At 48.8% G+C, this 15,781-nt stretch carries 17 protein-coding genes; 9 read left to right on the forward strand and 8 right to left on the reverse strand.

Annotation, left to right across the window (positions count from 1 at the left end; genetic code table 11):
- Positions 1 to 14: 14 nt before the first annotated feature.
- A complete protein-coding gene (locus tag ABF87_RS11630; protein ID WP_160829289.1) occupies positions 15 to 1,247 on the reverse strand; it encodes an EAL domain-containing response regulator in 1,233 nt (410 codons plus the stop codon).
- Positions 1,248 to 1,359: 112 nt separating this feature from the next.
- Entirely contained in the window at positions 1,360 to 1,959 is a 600-nt protein-coding gene (locus ABF87_RS11635) for a CDP-alcohol phosphatidyltransferase family protein (protein ID WP_160829290.1), read from the reverse strand.
- A gap of 259 nt (positions 1,960 to 2,218) precedes the next feature.
- Between ABF87_RS11635 and ABF87_RS11640 the strand changes: the two genes are divergently transcribed.
- Positions 2,219 to 2,983, forward strand: coding sequence for an endonuclease/exonuclease/phosphatase family protein (locus ABF87_RS11640; protein ID WP_160829291.1), 765 nt, complete (start codon positions 2,219 to 2,221; stop codon positions 2,981 to 2,983).
- A gap of 111 nt (positions 2,984 to 3,094) precedes the next feature.
- Here ABF87_RS11640 and smbP read toward each other — a convergent pair whose 3' ends face one another.
- On the reverse strand, positions 3,095 to 3,439 hold the full coding sequence (gene smbP / locus ABF87_RS11645; RefSeq protein WP_160829292.1) for a small metal-binding protein SmbP: 345 nt from the start codon (positions 3,437 to 3,439) through the stop codon (positions 3,095 to 3,097).
- A 219-nt stretch (positions 3,440 to 3,658) separates the two neighbouring features.
- Positions 3,659 to 4,192 (reverse strand): hypothetical protein, encoded by a 534-nt coding sequence (locus tag ABF87_RS11650; protein WP_160829293.1) that lies wholly within the window; start codon positions 4,190 to 4,192, stop codon positions 3,659 to 3,661.
- A gap of 313 nt (positions 4,193 to 4,505) precedes the next feature.
- On the opposite strand from ABF87_RS11650, the gene ABF87_RS11655 reads away from it, so the two are divergent.
- Both ABF87_RS11655 and ABF87_RS11660 read left to right on the forward strand, forming a co-directional pair.
- A complete protein-coding gene (locus tag ABF87_RS11655; RefSeq protein ID WP_160829294.1) occupies positions 4,506 to 4,955 on the forward strand; it encodes a universal stress protein in 450 nt (149 codons plus the stop codon).
- A 22-nt stretch (positions 4,956 to 4,977) separates the two neighbouring features.
- Positions 4,978 to 5,748 (forward strand): DUF4126 family protein, encoded by a 771-nt coding sequence (locus ABF87_RS11660; protein WP_160829295.1) that lies wholly within the window; start codon positions 4,978 to 4,980, stop codon positions 5,746 to 5,748.
- A gap of 7 nt (positions 5,749 to 5,755) precedes the next feature.
- On the opposite strand, the gene lpxK is transcribed toward ABF87_RS11660, so the two are convergent.
- The gene (lpxK, locus tag ABF87_RS11665; protein ID WP_160829296.1) at positions 5,756 to 6,772 is read right to left on the reverse strand and encodes a tetraacyldisaccharide 4'-kinase; all 1,017 of its coding nucleotides are present in this window, start codon (positions 6,770 to 6,772) and stop codon (positions 5,756 to 5,758) included.
- 244 nt (positions 6,773 to 7,016) lie between these two features.
- Here lpxK and ABF87_RS11670 point away from each other — a divergent pair, with 244 nt between their 5' ends.
- Positions 7,017 to 7,910 carry an alpha/beta hydrolase gene (locus tag ABF87_RS11670; protein ID WP_160829297.1) on the forward strand — a complete coding sequence of 298 codons (894 nt, stop codon included), beginning with the start codon at positions 7,017 to 7,019 and terminating at the stop codon, positions 7,908 to 7,910.
- 94 nt (positions 7,911 to 8,004) lie between these two features.
- Here the strand turns inward: ABF87_RS11670 and ABF87_RS11675 are convergent, their stop codons facing one another.
- Together ABF87_RS11675 and ABF87_RS11680 are read right to left on the reverse strand one after the other, a co-directional pair.
- Positions 8,005 to 9,687, reverse strand: a complete 1,683-nt coding sequence (locus ABF87_RS11675; protein ID WP_240143655.1) for an alginate export family protein — start codon at positions 9,685 to 9,687, stop codon at positions 8,005 to 8,007.
- Positions 9,688 to 10,071: 384 nt separating this feature from the next.
- A complete protein-coding gene (locus ABF87_RS11680; RefSeq protein ID WP_160829299.1) occupies positions 10,072 to 10,932 on the reverse strand; it encodes a radical SAM protein in 861 nt (286 codons plus the stop codon).
- 43 nt (positions 10,933 to 10,975) lie between these two features.
- Between ABF87_RS11680 and queD the strand changes: the two genes are divergently transcribed.
- From queD to ald, 5 genes are read left to right on the forward strand one after another with little or no spacing between them, the layout of a single operon-like run.
- Positions 10,976 to 11,425 (forward strand): 6-carboxytetrahydropterin synthase QueD, encoded by a 450-nt coding sequence (gene queD, locus ABF87_RS11685; RefSeq protein WP_160829300.1) that lies wholly within the window; start codon positions 10,976 to 10,978, stop codon positions 11,423 to 11,425.
- A gap of 18 nt (positions 11,426 to 11,443) precedes the next feature.
- Complete coding sequence (locus ABF87_RS11690; RefSeq protein WP_160829301.1) at positions 11,444 to 12,229, forward strand: TatD family hydrolase; 786 nt, start codon at positions 11,444 to 11,446, stop codon at positions 12,227 to 12,229.
- Complete coding sequence (locus tag ABF87_RS11695) at positions 12,210 to 12,866, forward strand: ankyrin repeat domain-containing protein (protein WP_160829302.1); 657 nt, start codon at positions 12,210 to 12,212, stop codon at positions 12,864 to 12,866. The genes ABF87_RS11690 and ABF87_RS11695 overlap by 20 nt, the downstream gene beginning before the upstream one ends.
- Before the next feature lie 51 nt (positions 12,867 to 12,917).
- A complete protein-coding gene (locus ABF87_RS11700; protein WP_160829303.1) occupies positions 12,918 to 13,658 on the forward strand; it encodes an SDR family oxidoreductase in 741 nt (246 codons plus the stop codon).
- A 21-nt stretch (positions 13,659 to 13,679) separates the two neighbouring features.
- Positions 13,680 to 14,795, forward strand: a complete 1,116-nt coding sequence (gene ald / locus ABF87_RS11705; protein ID WP_160829304.1) for an alanine dehydrogenase — start codon at positions 13,680 to 13,682, stop codon at positions 14,793 to 14,795.
- On the opposite strand, the gene ABF87_RS11710 is transcribed toward ald, so the two are convergent.
- Positions 14,784 to 15,755: a BPSS1780 family membrane protein gene (locus ABF87_RS11710; RefSeq protein ID WP_160829305.1), complete on the reverse strand. Its 972-nt coding sequence runs from the start codon at positions 15,753 to 15,755 to the stop codon at positions 14,784 to 14,786. The two genes, ald and ABF87_RS11710, sit on opposite strands and share 12 nt — an antisense overlap.
- Between the last annotated feature and the right edge of the window lie 26 nt (positions 15,756 to 15,781).

The following is a 15,781-nucleotide window of genomic DNA, read 5'->3' on the forward strand; positions in this document are numbered from 1 at the left end:
AAAATGATGACTGGTCATTTCTCGGGTTGGAGTAGCGATTCGGTACGTACCCGTTGTTTCCAGGTGGCTGCCCAGTTCGAGAATTCGGCGGCCAAAAGCGGCTTCGACACGAAATTTCCTTGCGCCAGGTCGCAGCCGGTCTGGCGGAGCAATTCCCAATCATGCAGATCCTCGACGCCTTCTGCAACCGTTTCCATGTCGAGTTGCTTAGCCATCGATAAACTGGCATCGTAGATCGCGCGCAACGTGACATCCGTCCAGGCGCGATGCACAAAACCTTGGTCGATTTTGAGCTCATCGAATGGGATGTCGCGTAATTGGGCCATTGAGGAATGGCCGGTGCCAAAATCATCGATCGATAAATGAAATCTTTTCAGCCGCAACCGACTCAGGATTTCGAGCGGAACCCGCGCATCTGCGCCCATGACTTGGCTTTCGGTGACTTCAAGCACGATGGTTTGCGGCGAAAGACCTGCCTGGGTCACTAAATTTACGACTAGATCCTGAAAATCCAGAGACGCCAGATTGTCCATCGAAACATTGATGGCGACACGCAGCATCAAGCCACTTTGGTGCCATATTTTGGCTTGATTGAGCGCATTCGTCAGCACCAGCGTGGTGAGTTCATTGATAAGGTGATTTTCTTCGGCGATGCGAATGAAACGATCCGGGAATATCAGTCCGTCAGTGGCGTGATGCCAGCGAACCAATGTTTCAACCCCGATGACATCGCCTGTTCTGACCGATACCTTGGGTTGGTAATAGTTGACCAGTTCGCGGTTTGCAATGGCTGCTCGTAATTCTTCAGCGCTATATAGTCTATGACTTATCGGTGTTTGATCATCCGTTGCATGAGGTTTCCATGCACTCAAGATACCTGCAAGCTTATCAGGCGTGACGGGTTTATGCAGATATCCCAACATCGGTATTTGATGCGCATGAACCAGTTTCTCGGCGGTTTTTAGTATGCGCTCATCTTCTCCACTGACCAGGACGAGATCGCCTGGATAGCTGTGCTCAACCAGATAACGCACGAATTCGATGCCATCCATATCGGGCATGTTGAGATCCAGCAGAATGAGGTCGGGTCGGGTATCGGCGTTGTCGATCACTGCGAGAGCATCCCGGCCATTATCGCAGGTGCGAACCGAAGTATAGCCTTGATTCGCCAGCATCTTGGTCAGCATCTTAAGGATGAAGGGGTCATCATCGAGGATGAGGATATTTATTTGCGAAGCGCTGTGCATGAATTATTTTTGTTATATGAGGTGAAGTTAAATACGATCATACACTGGCTTGAGGCTGCGATGATAGGAAAACGCAATGATTGCTCCGCTGTGTGCTCAGCACCAAATGCGGTCATACGTGATCAATTTTATGTCGCTGCCTGAACTTAAGCGCCTGCCACACCGTTCTGACATCCACGAGCTGATGCTGACTCAATAATGTAATGGCGATTTCTTCGATTGCAGCATACACGCAAAATGCCGCTGCCAGACGGAAGGGCCAGTCGACCAAGCCGGTGAACAGCAGGATGTAGCCGAGCACGGTAATGACTACGGCAATTTTAACGCTCCAGGTGTGATAGCTGATGACAGTATGAAATTTGATGAAACCGACCAGCACCGGCAATGTAAAGCTAAGCGTAATGACGATGAAATAAGGAAGTTTCCGAAGTAGGATGTCCGGCCATAATATCCAGGCGCAGATCGCCATGGTTGAATAAATGATGAAATCTCCCCAGCTATCCAACCGCGAGCCGATGGAAGTGATTTGATTCAGTATCCGGGCTAGAAACCCATCCAGAACATCGGTGAAGATAGCGCCCACCAATACGATGATAAACCAGTCAGGTTGTTGAGTGAGCGCAAAATAAAACAGCAGAGGCGCCAGGCATATCCGAATCAGGCTGATAAAGTTCGGTAGATTGACGATTTGATGATATATGGGATGAATCATAATAGTGCATCCTATAATTCAAATTCTATCGTTGTATTCCCAGCTCAAATGGGATTAATTGAAAATCTGAAACGGTACCCCGCTCAATGACATCTTGAAATTCGATTCAAAATGCTCATTTATCTTCATATCTTGCTCATTACTGAGCTTTTTTCGGTTTTACCGGGTTTTTCCCGTGCTTCACTTCTTTTGTGCAGAGCTTCTGGGGAGAAATTATGTATAGTATGACGAGCAAATAACGTAAAAATTCTCCATTGCCATGTCCGACACTTCGATAAGAATTTTGACCTATAACATCCATAAAGGATTTAGCGCGACCAATTTGCGATATATTCTGCACGAGATAAAAAAATCGATTCATCTTATCGATGCAGATGTGGTGTTTCTGCAAGAAGTTCATGGGGAGCATACCCTCGCCAGAAATGGATTCAAAGATGATCCCATCATCCGGCAGTTCGAATTTCTGGCCGATCAGGTGTGGCATCACCATGCCTACGGCAAGAACGTGATTTATAAATCAGGTCATCATGGCAACGCCATTCTGAGCAAATATCCCTTTTTTGATTGGGAAAACATCAATGTTTCGATGCTGGATTTCGCCAGCCGTAGTTTGTTGCATGGCACGCTGCAAATTCCTGGGGTTGACCAGAAACTTCATATGATCTGCGTTCATCTTGGCTTGTTTGCGCTGGAAAGAGAGCGGCAGCTCTCTACTTTGGTTAAGCGCATTCAATCGCATGTACCAGCCCATGAGCCATTGATCATTGCGGGTGATTTCAATGATTGGCGGGGACGTGCCGAATATCATTTGCACCATGATCTGGGCGTCAAGGAAGTTTTTAAGAATATGCACGGCACCTATGCATGTACCTTTCCGGCCTGGCTACCGATGCTGGCGATGGATCGGATTTATTTTCGCGGTCTGAATGTCATCAATTGCACGCATTTGCAGGGTCAGCCGTGGCGGCGCCTGTCAGATCACACACCATTGCTTGCTGAATTCAAATTGGAAGGGAAACGTTGAACCGGAAAAGCTTGTATTACAGTCAGCGCGGAACAGATGAACGAAGATGACGGGGAGCTTCTCAATTAGCTCTCTTCGCGTTCGGAGAGCTAATTGAGCGGTCAATATTGATTAATGACCCGATTGACGCATATGTTTCATGGCTTCTTCTGAGTGTTTGGCTGATTCGCTGCCATGGCCCATTTCAGCATGTTTGATGGCTTCTTCCAAGTGTTTGATGGCTTCGTCCATATGTTTATGGGCTTCAGCATGTTCTTTACCCGCAGTTTTAGCATGCGTCAAGCTGTCTTTAGCATGTTGTAAAGCTTCTTTGGCATGACCCATTTCTCCGTGCGCCTGGGCCTTGCCGGCATGCTCCATAGCTTCTGAAGTATGTCCAGCGTCTGCGGCCATGACTGGCGTGCTCAAAAATAAAACTAACGTTCCGGTGACGATTGTTGTTGATATAGCTCGCATGACAATTACTCCTTTTTATTATGCTGATACATTAAAAATGCGAATATTCTGCAAACCGTACTAATCAACTACATTTCCAGGAAGAGCCTTTCTCATGCTGCTTCTTTTCTTCCTTGATCAGTACATGATTCATGTTATATCACAGATCATAGGAAAATTTAATAACGTTGAGTTCAATTTTTTACGATTCAACGACAAAGCTTCACAGACATCGGCCAGTCAATGCAAAATTTCAGGTTTAGTGGTTGATAAGGTAGGATTCGCATTCTTCTCTTCCCATGGATTATGGATATCCCAGGTTTTGACCTGTTTGAGGATTTCTCCCAATAATTTGTGCAATTGTGGAATAGTAAGGATAAAAATGACTTCGGTCGTTTTGGCTGAATTCAAGAAGGCGAGCTTGATCGTGACATCCTCGGTTTTCCGATTGCCTTTCGCAAAATGGATGGTATCGATGAGAAATGATTCGAATTGCTCATGGAATTGAACCTTCCCATAGGTGACGGCGATGGTTTGCTGAGACACTTGGTGATGCAGGTGACGGATGTGCCATTGTTGCTCGGCAGTTTGCGGCAAGGAATTGCCATGATGCAGGAGAGCCAGCCATTCGGGAAGCTGGCTCAGCAAGTTTTTCAGGAGTCGTCGCACCATCACGCCGACGAGCTGTTTTTTTTCTTTATTGACGAACAACAAGTTAAGCCTGTCCTGCTGCCCGTCATAATAAGTTGTGATGGATTCTGCAATGAAAGCCATAGAATTTTTACCCGTTGGCATGAAAATTTCGGAATGCTCACAATAATGGCATTAATCCAATCTGCTTCGATCGTTCGGTTGAGATTCAATATTACTGCCTGAAACCTGCCACTTCATGATAGCTATTCTATCGCTAAATACCCGTTCAAACATGCCTATGAGCATTTGCCAGGCATTAACCGATTGAATTGGCGGTCGAGATTGGGGCGAAGAGGACGAAAATAGTTCAGTACAAACTGTGAATTGGGATTAAGATATTTCTTCGTGAAAAGGCAAGACGTTTTCACGCAGAATAACTTTTTAGAGAGGCATCGTGTATCAACGAATTTTGATCCCGGTTGACGGCAGCTCGACTTCTGAACAGGCACTGGACGAAGTCATTACATTTGTGCAGCGACAACGAGCCCAGGTGGAATTGATCCATGTCCTGGAAGAAGTTGGATATGTGGATGATGAAAATTACATTAATTATGTCGAATTACTGGATTCTATGAAGTTGAACGGGGAAAAAATTCTGACACAGGCCCAGCATAAACTGAAGGAAGCCGGATTGAACGTTCATTGCACGTTACTTGAAGCGCGCGGTGAACGGATTGCTGATGTGATCAGTACCGCAGCGAAGAATATGTCGGCGGATTTGATCATCATTGGCACTCATGGTCGAACCGGATTTAACCGCATGTTAATGGGAAGTGTAGCGGAAGGCGTAGTAAGAACCGCGCATATCCCCATCCTTCTGATTCGTGGCAGCGCGATTGACTGATGACATTACAGGTGTGGAGATTATGGAAACGTATGAAACTTTATTAGCGACAATTGCCTTGATGATGGGTACCGCCTGGGCGAGTGGTATCAATCTGTATGCTGTTTTATTGGTGCTCGGCTGGGGAGGGGCGGCAGGGCATATCACCTTGCCAGCCGAGTTGACGGTTCTCCAGGATCCGTTGGTCATCGGCGCCGCCGGAGTGATGTATTTCATCGAGTTTTTTGTAGACAAGATTCCCGGCATGGATTCGATGTGGGATTCGATCCATACCTTTATTCGTATTCCTGCGGGTGCCATGTTGGCAGCCGGTGCGGTCGGCGATGTCACCCCCGCTCTGGAAATTGCGGCTGGGGTACTCGGGGGGGGAATTGCCGCGACGACCCACGCCACCAAAGCAGGGGCCCGCCTATTGATCAATACTTCTCCAGAACCAGTTTCAAACTGGTCTGCATCATTGACAGGGGATGCCTTAGTGTTCTCGGGTCTTTGGGCTGCGCTCAAATATCCGGAAGTATTCCTGGTGCTGTTCGCAGTGTTCCTTCTTGTCTCGATCTGGTTATTGCCCAGATTATGGCGTTTCATCAAGATCGTATTTGCCAAAGTAGGTCGGATCCTCGGGCTGGCGCAAGCGTCGCCAAATGAGGATGCGAACATTTCTGTAGCTGAGACTTCCAGTGATCGGCAATTATCGGCGTTGGAGCGATTGCAGCAACTACGGGAAAAAGGGATGCTCACCGAACAGGAGTTTGAGGAGCACAAAATCAGTATTCTGAAAGGAAATAGCAAGTAAGCTCAACTTAATTCATGGATTCGTTTTTGAGCTTCTTCATGAAAGCGGTATAAAGGGCGCTATCCACCCAGATGTCATTTGGAATCGCCCACAGGGTCTGCGGTGCAAACTGCTGACATTGCAATGCATTTTCTTCAGGCATCAAGATCATATCTGTTTCCGGAAAATGAAGATCGGCCGGAAGGTAGCGATGGTTGTCTGTGAACGTGTGCAGCTCGGCGTCCAATTTCAGTGCTTGAATCAGATCAAACATTCTCATCGCGTTATTGTCATCGGTTACGATATGTATCTTGCTGTGTCTGAATGCTGAGATCAAAGTTCGAGTGTCTGGCTTGAGTACATTGTAAGCAACCTCATTGATCAATTTCATCGGATAAGTCATTCGCCACTGGCGGGTGTCGATCTGATGACGGCTTTTTCCATTGGTGACGATGAAGTCGAGGGTTTTCATCGAGCGTGGATGAGTGCGAAGCGGGCCTGCCGGCAATAGCAACCCATTTCCGAGACCTTGCTCGGAGAAGTCAACGGTAATGATTTCAAGGTCGCGACTCAGACGATAATCGTGTAGACCATCATTACTGATGATGATGTTGCAGAGGGGATGAGCCTGAAGAAGTGCCTGTGCCGTTGCGACGCGGTCATTCCCAATCCAGACTGGACAAACGGTTTCACATCGTTGCGCTAGGAAAAGTGTCCTAGCGCCCACTATTCCTGGATCGCTGGCGGAACTGACGGCGACCGGAGACCCGGGGTTGTCCGAATTGCCTCGAGTGATGATGCCGGGATGATAGCCGTGCTTTAGCAGAATCTCGGCGAGCCAAATGGTCAGTGGCGTTTTACCGCCGTCATCGACGCTGATACTATCGAGAATGACAACCGGCACGGGCAAGGTGACAGACGGAAATATATCCAGCCAATAACACAGTTTTTTGAACGTCAGGAAGATGCCATATACAACGCTGACGGGCCATAAAATCAAATGAAGGGGAGTAATCCGATGCCAGTAGAGTTCCGACAGTTTCATTTTTCAGTTCTGTTCGAGATATCGGTCATGTGATCGTTACAAAAATCCATCCTTTTCCTCTGCGCCGTCATTCATTCAATCACTTAATTTAACGAGTAAATATTTTTATGTTTCAAGAATGCAGCCGAGAGAATTTGATTTATTGTAACTGCCTGGTGGAAAATTGTTTGGATTGTTTGGACTTTATGTGCGCTTCATGAATCAATCATAATGTCATCCTATTGAAACTACGATAGAACTTATTATGAAAATACCTGTGTATCGACTATTAGTACCTACCCCATCAAGTGACGGTGAGCAAAAAAAACCTCACTCTATTGCGTATACCGATTGGGGAGATCCGCAAAATCCGCATGTCGTCATCTGCGTTCATGGATTGACCCGCAATTGCCGCGATTTCGATAATCTCGCCCGCGCGCTTGCAGCAGATTGCAGGGTAATTTGCGTCGATATCGTGGGGCGCGGTCAGAGCGATTGGCTGGAACAGGCACGGGATTATGACAATTACCGGTTGTATCTTTCCGACGCAGCGTCCTTGGTGACTCATATTCAGGCGCAGTATCAAGCGTCTGTCACGTTTGACTGGGTGGGCATCTCACTGGGTGGACTGATCGGAATGTTCATCGCCATTCAGCCTAATCAGCCCTTTTCCATCAGCAAGTTGGTGATGAGCGATATCGGACCGCTGATTCCTGCAGCAGCATTGAAGCGCATAGCGGATTACGTCGGCAAGGAGATGCGCTTCAATACTTTCGAAGAATTCAAGCAATATATGAAAATGATCTCGATATCGTTTGGGCCGTTGACTGAAGAGCAGTGGGATCATATGGCGATTCATAGTGCGCTGGAATATGACGATGGGTCATTCGGTTTTCGGTATGACCCGAAAATCTCGATAAGTTTTAAGGCGCATGAAATTAAAGATATCGATTTGTGGAAGCAATGGGATCAACTTGCGATACCGACTTTGGTATTACGGGGGACAGAATCGGACATATTGTCGGTTGAAACCGCAGCAGAAATGAAAGTGCGCGGCCCAAAAGCCCAAATTGTGGAATTACCGGGCATTGGGCATGCGCCGATGCTGATGGATGATGTGCAAATTAAAATTGTGCGGGATTTTATCTTGAATAAATAAAAAATTAGCGCGGACACAAAAGTGCCGAGGCCGCTATAGAAACAGCAACGGCAGCCTGATTGACTGCCGTTGCTGTGTTTTAGATGTTTAAACCTTAAAAGCGGAAATTGTATTGAACGTAGAATAAATCGGGATCAGCGCCTCTGCGTTGATTTTTCAAAAACTCTCCACTCCACATTTTGGAATAACCAAGCAATACATCTTGATGACGGCTTACATGCAGATTTAAGCGGAAATCGAGCTCGTCGCCGACATGGCTGCCGGATTGACCGGTGATGTCGCGCAGCGTTGCTGCGCCAGCCGCGTTGTAAAGATAATCCCGATTATTGGCTAAATAGAACCGATGATATTGGGTAATGAACGTGATCCACGGCATCGGCTGCATCGTGAGCTGAGCGTTGATATCATGAATATTTTGACGTCCTACCCGATCCAAGAAACCGAGGTAGTAATGACCGAATGGGAAAAGCTGATTGAATGTATTGCTTCTGCCATCGGTAGAACTGCTATCGCCGGATGCAAAATCATAGCGAATCCAGCCTTGTGGATTCATGGGTAACGGTAACCGGTAGCCTACCCCTGTTGCGACCGCAAAAGCGGAAACATCCAGGTTGGAACGTTGGCCGAACTGATACATACCTTCCAATTCATACAACAGATTGTCGAAGTTACCCGCCAAGCGACCGCCCAAGGTGTGCGTATCGGCGTTGCCTTGGAGAATGTTGCCCGCCTGCAGATTGGCTGCGGTCACACTGCGATCATTGATAAGGCTCAGGAAATAGAGATCGATGGTGTGACCAGGCTTGGGTTTGTTGGTAGCCCACAAACCAAAAAAGTTTTGCTGAGTATCCCAATTGTCAAGGTTACCCTTTTCGGTGATCATCGGACGAACCCAGAACGCATCCAAATCCCACTCTGGTGTGCGCCAGAATGTTTTTACACCCTGGAACGTTCTGCGCGTGTTGACCCAGTCCAAGGTTGATATCAAACGTTGCGAGCCATACATCAATTCCTGACGACCCACGCGAATATAGGCCGGACCATTATTGATATTGGCTAGCTTGATATCCGCGAACATATTCAAGATATCCGCATGGTTCCGGTCGGTGATCAACGGCGGCAATTCCGAGCCAAACGCGCGGGCGTCCAGCAATTCTGCAAATAAGCGGACTTTATCGCGATACCATAAGTCGGCATGAAAGCGGGTACGGAGCAAGTGGAAGTCATTATTGATGTCGCCTGCATTCAAGCGGCTATCGGTTTCATGTGTGTAGCGATACCAAAAATTGCCGCCGAACGATAACAGCCAATCACTGCCCAGTTCGATTCTTTTGACGGGATCAAAGATATCTTTTTCATGTCCCGGCGTGGCTAGGTAACGAAAATCAATGTCATACGCCGGTGTCGTGAGAAGCGCGAAAGGTGCATAAGGCGCTACCGGCGGTTTTTCGCGCTTATTGCTGGTGATCAGGTCCCATAGGGAATAATAACCAGGACCCGTCGGCGGCAACATGAATAGACCGGGACGTGATGGAGCGCTGACGAAAGGCACTTTGGTCTTATCGTATCCAGCACTGGTTGTATTTGCAGGAGCGGCAGCCGGGGCTGATGCGGGCGCAGAAGCTGAAGGCGCAGCACTGGGGCCGCTCGCAGGCGGTGTCGGATTGGTACTTTGAGCTTGAGACGTCAAGCACAGCAGCGCTCCGATACACGCTAAGCCGAGCTTGAGTCGCCTTGAGCGTAGGTTATTGTTCAAATGCACTTTTAATTCAGCCATTGACGCCGCTGAAAAAGAAAAAGAGCTGCATGAAATCATTACAAAACTCCTGTGGTATGGATGAGAATCAATAGTAAATTTACTGCAACTGGCGGTACCGAAATCCGGTAGTTTCCTCTCCCGATGAAACTACTGAATGGGTATGACATTGTTTTTCAACATGATCAAGGCCGCTATTATAAGAGATAACGATTTAACTTGAAGCGCAGAATAAAGTAAGAATTTTATGCACTCGTCAGAATTTTTAACCTATTGAAATCAAATGCATTAGATATCAGTAATATATGTTGCGCATGTTGATAAATATCAAAAAAAGCCGCTTGTTGTAAATTTGTTACAGAAGGGGTAGTGAGTGTGTCGCGCAAGCTTTTGAATAACTGACATTCAGGGGTTGAGCCGGACAGGCAACCCAAGCGCTTGGATTCTTTCACGATGCGCAATCAGCCAGGATTCTGTGACACGGGATAACTCGGGCGCTTCGGGTTGCAACGATGGGCGCGCTATTCCGTACAGTAAAACACCTTGGATGGGTATTTTTTCAACCATCAAGCTGCGGAGAAATTGCAGATATGCCTGGACTTCAGTGTCGCTCGGCGGTTCGCCATTGATCTGGAATACACAAGTTTGGATCCAGGTCGGGCATAACGAAGCGGCAATGCGCAGATGATCGTGAATTTTCTGCAAGCTGATGCGGTTGTTGTTGACGCGCTGCCGCTCTGCCGCCAAAGCGCGGTCAAATTTGAACCATACTTCACCATGCAATTGCGACATCCTGTGCAATCCCGCTTGCACGGTTGAACGGGAAACAAGACTGCCGTTGGTGATCAATACCAGTTTGATATCGTCGGGCAGATCGAAGTCTTTCATGATGGCACCTATCAACTCGATCACCTGTTCAAATTCCTTGGCGCTGGTGGGTTCGCCATTGCCAGATAGCGCAATATCGCGTATTTTCCGCGCTTCGGGCGGTACATGCTGATCCATGAAATCACCATGAATTAGTTCGCGCAGGAAAAAACGCAGCTCAGCTTCCAGTTTAGGGAGATTGATGCGTGGCGCAGTGCCGCGTTTGAGATTCGGCACTTGGCAATAGATGCAGCGCCAATTGCAGGCATTGTTGGGATTCAGGTTGATGCCGAGCGAAACGCCGCCGGCGCGGCGCGAAACGACTGGATAGACATAAGTGAGCCCGGCGCTGTCGCGGCGATGATCTGTGGTGCTCAATCGTTCAGAATCTGATTGCAATGTTACAATTCCACCTATTTTGTGTACTCGCGAATTTGTTGGTATGTTAATCACACGCAAACTGGAGTTTGATGCGGGGCATCGAATTTCAACCCATCTCAGCCAGTGCCGGCATCTGCACGGCCACCGCTATGTGATCGAAATTACGCTATCTGGTAACATTATCTCTGACGAGGGCGTCGCAGAGCAAGGCATGGTGATGGATTTTTCTGAAGTCAAGCGTATTGCCAAGTCAGCGCTGGTTGATCAATGGGACCATGCATTTCTGGTGTATTCGGGCGATACTCAGGTACTTCAATTTCTGCAATCCATCGAAGGTCATAAAACAGTGGTGCTGGATACGCAACCCACTGCAGAGAATCTGGTTTCCATTGCTTTTAAAATCCTTGACGAGGCATATCAGGACAATTACGGCAATCACCTGCGACTGGAACACGTGCGCTTGTTTGAAACACCCAATTGCTGGGCCGATGCCATTCGTAAGCCTCTATAACATTATTTGAAATGATCTATGTTCATTGATTCACATTGTCACTTGGATTTTCCGGATCTGGCGAATGATCTGCCGAAGCTGTTGCATAACATGCAGGACAATCATGTGACGCACGCATTATGCGTCAGCGTCAATTTGCCGGATTTCCCACGCGTAAGGGCATTGGCCGAGACGCATGAGAATTTATACGCATCCGTGGGCGTTCATCCGGATTATGAGGATCAGGTTGAGCCTGATGCCGATCAGCTTGCAGCGCTGGCCGATCATCCCAAAGTCATCGCGATCGGCGAAACCGGCCTGGATTATTTTCGCTTGCAAGGGAATCTGGAATGGCAACGGGAACGATTTCGCCAGCACATTCGCGCCGCAAAACGTGTCAACAAACCGCTGATCATCCATACCCGCTCGGCTGCAGCGGATACGTTGCGCATCATGCAAGAAGAAGGCGCGGATCAAGTCGGCGGTGTCATGCACTGCTTTACGGAAAGCTGGGAAGTCGCTCAGCAAGCCATGGCGATGAATTTTTATATTTCTTTCTCAGGAATCGTGACCTTCAAAAATGCGGTGGCTTTAAAAGAAGTCGCGAAGAATATTCCGTTGGACAGAATGCTGATCGAAACCGATTCGCCGTATCTGGCGCCCGTGCCGCATCGCGGCAAATTGAATCAACCGGCATTCGTACGCCATGTCGCGGAAGAGATTGCGCGCTTGCGGGAGACTGAGTTGGCAGAAATCGCGGCGGCAACGACGAGTAATTTCTGCACATTGTTCAAGGTGAGTAAAGATGAAAGATTGGATGGTTAACGCGTTTCTCTGCAAGATTGCGATTGCACTGACGGTGCTTTGTGTATCATCCATAGCCATTGCGGACGTTCAGGAGGACTTTTTCCGGGCCATCGACCAAGGCAATGTTTCGCTAGCTGCCAAATTACTGCAGCAGAATGCAGACATTAACCTTGTCAATCAAGAAGGTTACACCCCGTTGATGGTCGCCGCGAAAACCAATAATTTGACATTGACAAAGCTCCTGCTCGACAAAGGAGCCAGCGTAAATATCCGCAATAAATATCGGGAAACGGCGATCATGCTGGCCAGTTACCAGGGTCAAAATGAGATGGCCAAACTGCTGCATAGCCACGGTGCAGACATTCATCATGCCGGCTGGAATCCTTTGTTGTATGCGACCACCAATGGTCATGTGGCTACCATGCGCTGGCTTCTGGATGAAAAAGCTGACATCAATGCGCCTTCCGATAACGGCACAACGCCACTGATGATGGCGGTGAGAGGAAATCATATCGATGCGGTTCAATTATTGTTGAGTCGTGGGGCGGATATGCATATCAGGAATGAGCACGGCGAGAATGCCTTGGACTGGGCGAAGAAAAGAGAGTATCCGCGCATTGTTCAATTACTCAACAACCATGGCGCATCGGAATAAGCGTAAAGAAAGCCCGAAAGTGCCATCAAACAGTATCGAGAGAGACGCATAATGTCATCCTTGCATGGAAAAGTTGCCATCGTTACCGGCTCTTCGCGTGGAATTGGCGCGGATATCGCCAAAACATTAGCGATCGCGGGCGCGAAAGTGATCATCAATTATCTTCATGATATAACAGCCGCAGAGGCGGTGCGCCGGGAAATTTCTCTCGCGGGTGGCGAATGCAGAGTGGTGCAGGCCGATGTCAGCGATCCGGCCCAGGTGCAACAGTTATTTGAAACGACACTGGAATATTTCAAGCAGATCGATATCCTGGTGAATAATGCCGGCATTCTTCTGTTCAAGGAAATCGCTGATATTCAGGATGATGAGTTCGATCAATGCATCGATGTGAATATCAAGGGTGTTTTTTATACCTTGCGCGAGGCAGCGGCCCGGCTCGCCGATCATGGGCGCGTCGTGAACATTTCCAGTACCGTGACTCGGGTAATGATGCCCAAATATGGCGTGTATGCTGCGACCAAGGCAGCCGTGGAGCAATTGACGCGTATTTTCGCACGTGAGGTTGGAAAGCGAGGAATTACCGCCAACGCCATTTTGCCGGGGCCCGTGGATACCGAATTGTTCCGCACCGGTAAGACGGCTGCGGATATCGAGCGGATGGCTGCCATGGCTGCGCTGGGACGTATCGGTGAAACCGATGATATCGCGCAGGTTGTGCTGTTTTTGGTCAGCGATGAAGGCCGTTGGATCACCGGCCAGACGATAGGCGTGAATGGTGGAATTATTTAGCAAATAGTAATGGAGAATTGAATGCGTATCGGCGTACCTAAGGAGATAAAAGTTCATGAATCCCGCGTTGGATTGACCCCGGTTGCGGTACGGGAACTGGTGGCCAATGGCCATCAAGTGATGGTTCAGAAGAATGCCGGGTTTCAGATCGATCTGGGAGATTACAAATACCTCAGTGCAGGTGCCGAAATAATCGAAACGCCTCAGGAGATCTACGCCAGCTCAGACCTGATTGTCAAAGTCAAGGAACCGCAGCCATCGGAGCTTCCGTTGCTACGCGAAGATCAAGTGCTGTTCACCTATCTGCACTTGGCGCCTGATCCCGCGCAGGCTGAAGGGCTTGTGAATTCGGGTTGCATTGCGATTGCGTATGAGACCGTTACCGATAGTTTCGGGGGCTTGCCGTTGTTGTCTCCGATGAGCGAAGTGGCTGGTCGCATGGCCATCCAGGCAGGCGCGCACGCACTCGAGCTGGATCAGGGAGGCCGCGGCATGCTGCTGGGTGGCGTGTCAGGTGTGCCGGCTGCGCGGGTGGTGATCATCGGCGGCGGTGTGGTCGGCACCAACGCGGCACGTATCGCGATGGGCGTCGAAGCGCATGTCACCGTACTCGATAAATCAATCCATCGTCTGCAAAAACTGGATTCTCAGTATGGTTCGCGGATCAATACGGTCTTTTCAACCGTCGATGCCATTGAAGAACATGTCTCAACCGCAGATTTGGTCATCGGAGCGGTATTGGTACCGGGCGGAACGGCACCGAAGGTCGTCAGCCGCGAACTGGTCAGCCGTATGAATCGCGGGGCAGTGCTGGTGGATGTGGCCATTGATCAAGGTGGCTGTTTTGCTTCTTCCAGGCCAACGACGCTGGCGGATCCGATTTATACCGTCAACGGCGTCGTGCATTATTGCGTGTCCAACATGCCGGGCGCCGTGGCTCGCACGTCTACCTTCGCATTGAATAATGCGACATTGCCGTTTGTGCTGGCGCTTGCCAACAAAGGTTACCGCAAAGCCCTGATGAACGATCCGCACTTACGCAATGGATTGAATGTCTTTCGCGGCAAATTGACTCATGAGGCTGTGGCACGGGATTTGGGAATGCCGTTTACACCGGCGCTGGATTTATTGACCTGATTCCGATTTATCAGTCATTCCATGCCGCTGACGGTGTTCTTCGCTGCAGTAGTAGGCGCCTTTATCTGCATCCTTGACGGCCGAATCACGCGGAACCAGCGCATGGCAATAAGCACATTGTACTGTGTCGGGGGTTACCGCGGATGAGGCCGCTTCACTTCGGGATGAGTCGCGGTTGTCATCGGCATCGGGTGTTGCCCAGTTCGCGTGCTGATAATCGATTTCCCGTTCAGGGGTGTTGAAGCGTATCGGTTCGCCAAGAAAGATATCCTTATAGCTGACATAAATAGACGTGAACATGGTCGGGATCAGGACGATCAACCCCAGCCCGTAGGGGATAAGACTCAGAGCCGTCAAGATGATGAGCGCAAGGCCATAGATCTGAAAAGGGATAAAATTTTTCAGGCACGCGAAAAAGCTTCTCTGCATGGCCACGATCGGTGGAGTGTCATGAAAGACCACGAGCAACGGAGAGAACCAGGTCGCCATCACGAGCGGGATCGACAGCATCAGGATCAAAAGAAATGAGGTCAGAAAGCTGCTCATGACACCCACCAATTCGCGTTCATCGAATCGCTTGTCATACAGTATCATGTCGGTCATTTGGGATCCGCCAATCAGCATCGCCAATCCGAGGATGAGTATCTGGCCGATCAGAGATACGCCACCGATGGTAATCAGCGGCGCTGAATTTTTTCGGAACGCAATGAATAAATGCCCCATCTCGAGGGGCTTGCCTTGTTCCAGCGCCTTGCAGCCTTGCATTAGACCTGCTTGAAAGACCGGGGAAACCAGGACGAAAATGAACATTCCAAGTATCGGCACCAAGGACATCAAACGACCGATCAACAGCAACGTAAAGCACATGATCATCCAAGCCAGCGGCGCTTTGCGGAACAGATAGAAGCCGCTCAGGATCCATTGCAATCCTTGCTTGGCGTTGACTTGATGACTTTCCATTCATTTTCTCCCATTAAATCGATACA

Origin of the sequence: Nitrosomonas sp. JL21 (genome assembly GCF_009833095.1) — a bacterium.
In the GTDB taxonomy this organism is placed as follows: Bacteria; Pseudomonadota; Gammaproteobacteria; order Burkholderiales; family Nitrosomonadaceae; genus Nitrosomonas.